At 43.4% G+C, this 2,024-nt stretch carries 3 protein-coding genes; 1 reads left to right on the forward strand and 2 read right to left on the reverse strand.

Annotated features, from left to right (window positions below; all coding sequences use genetic code 11):
* Positions 1 to 79: 79 nt before the first annotated feature.
* A complete protein-coding gene (locus AB6E30_RS22415; protein ID WP_081229731.1) occupies positions 80 to 508 on the reverse strand; it encodes a DUF805 domain-containing protein in 429 nt (142 codons plus the stop codon).
* Between the two features lie 45 nt (positions 509 to 553).
* A complete protein-coding gene (locus AB6E30_RS22420) occupies positions 554 to 901 on the reverse strand; it encodes a 5-carboxymethyl-2-hydroxymuconate Delta-isomerase (protein ID WP_050632402.1) in 348 nt (115 codons plus the stop codon).
* A 249-nt stretch (positions 902 to 1,150) separates the two neighbouring features.
* Here AB6E30_RS22420 and tpiA point away from each other — a divergent pair, with 249 nt between their 5' ends.
* On the forward strand, positions 1,151 to 1,921 hold the full coding sequence (gene tpiA, locus AB6E30_RS22425) for a triose-phosphate isomerase (protein WP_010435373.1): 771 nt from the start codon (positions 1,151 to 1,153) through the stop codon (positions 1,919 to 1,921).
* Positions 1,922 to 2,024 lie beyond the last annotated feature (103 nt).

Raw genomic sequence — 2,024 nt, forward strand, 5'->3', positions numbered from 1 at the left:
CACAACGGTATGCTAAGAACAAAAATGCCGTTCACTCTTAAGTGAACGGCATTAGAGCGTAATGCTCCCTTCTTATCGATCAATATTTACATGGGTCTTCGCCGTAGTCATTACGGCCTTCTGTGCCTTTCAACAAGCCACACTCAATCAGCATCCACAAACCACACACTAATGCCACGACGGTTGCAGCCATATGAATTGGCGATACCGGCTCTGTCGTCGTTGCAGCCATTGGCGAAGCTAAACGACCCAAGACTAATGGCACATTCAATAGTAGCCAGTAATTAGACTTATTGCGGTCATGCCAGCGCTTAGCGGTTACCGCAAGATCTGGGATCACAAGCATCAATAGGAAGATTGGTAGCAGGATATAAGAGTAAGCAGGGAACAACACAGAGATACCAGAAGCAAAACCGGTAATCGCTATGTAGTAGAAAATATTCCAAATCCAGTAAGTCTTACGACCAATTCTCCCCTTGAAAGAGAGCAGTAATTCTTTCATCGACATCTTAAATACTCAAATTTATACGCCGCTAAAAGTCAGCAGCAATGGTTAGTTTATTACTTTTTGAAAGCAACTTTTATCCATATCACGAATATTCACCGTTAAGCTTCTTACATGACTCGCTTGTTCTTGCAGGACCTGCATTAACGATCGTGACAATTCTCGCTTTTGCTCTTCCGTTCGTCCCGAAAGTAACTCAAAGCTGATATGAATAAAGTCTACACTATCTTCCTCATCACCGACCAACCAATTATGGCAACGCAGTGAACGAGACTTCACTGACGGCACATCAAACAAGCCACATGTGAGAGCGACTTGGTGGAGATCTTCCAGTAAGCCTTGGATATTTACTCGCTCATCCACTGAATTGGAGTACTCTAGAACTAGATTCGGCATTGTTACTTCCTATTGTTAACGCAATCGTTTGTCCCTTAATAACAACTAACGATGAAAAATCCGAGAAGTTAGCTATTATTCTGTCTGCCGGATCACTGATATATGCTCAAAATCTACTCTGACCATTGAGTAAGATCCAAGAAAGTCATGACCACAGTCATGATCTGTTGATATTAATCTGTTATATTATTTCGTAATAAAGTTTACTTTTTTACATTCGATTTATTTAAATACTTTGGAGATATTCCTATGCGTCATCCTGTAGTTATGGGTAACTGGAAACTAAACGGCAGCAAAGAAATGGTTGTTGATCTACTAAACGGTCTTAACGCTGAACTTGAAGGCGTAACAGGCGTAGACGTAGCAGTTGCTCCACCAGCACTTTTCGTTGATCTAGCAGAGCGTACGCTTACTGAAGCGGGCAGCGCGATCATCCTAGGTGCTCAAAACTCTGACCTAAACAACAGCGGTGCATTCACTGGCGACATGTCTCCAGCAATGCTTAAAGAGTTCGGCGCATCTCACATCATCATCGGTCACTCTGAGCGTCGTGAATACCACAACGAATCAGATGAGTTCGTAGCTAAGAAATTCGCATTCCTAAAAGAGAACGGCCTAACTCCAGTTCTTTGTATCGGTGAATCTGAAGCACAAAACGAAGCAGGCGAAACTGTTGCTGTATGTGCACGTCAACTTGACGCTGTTATCAACACTCAAGGTGTTGAAGCTCTTGAAGGCGCTATCATCGCTTACGAACCAATCTGGGCTATCGGTACTGGTAAAGCAGCTACAGCTGAAGATGCACAACGCATCCACGCTCAAATCCGTGCACACATCGCTGAGAAATCTGAAGATGTTGCTAAGAAAGTTGTTATCCAATACGGCGGTTCTGTTAAGCCAGAAAACGCAGCAGCTTACTTCGCACAACCAGACATCGACGGTGCTCTAGTTGGCGGCGCAGCTCTAGACGCGAAAAGCTTCGCAGCTATCGCTAAAGCAGCAGCTGAAGCAAAAGCTTAATTTAAACGTCACTGTTTAGATTGAATGAAAGGTCAACTTAGGTTGGCCTTTTTTATGGTTCATCGCGGATTAGCGGGAACTAAAAACAAAAACGGTAGTAAGT

The sequence above is a fragment of the Vibrio sp. 10N.247.311.12 genome, from assembly GCF_041467515.1.
Taxonomy (GTDB): Bacteria; Pseudomonadota; Gammaproteobacteria; order Enterobacterales; family Vibrionaceae; genus Vibrio; species Vibrio crassostreae_C.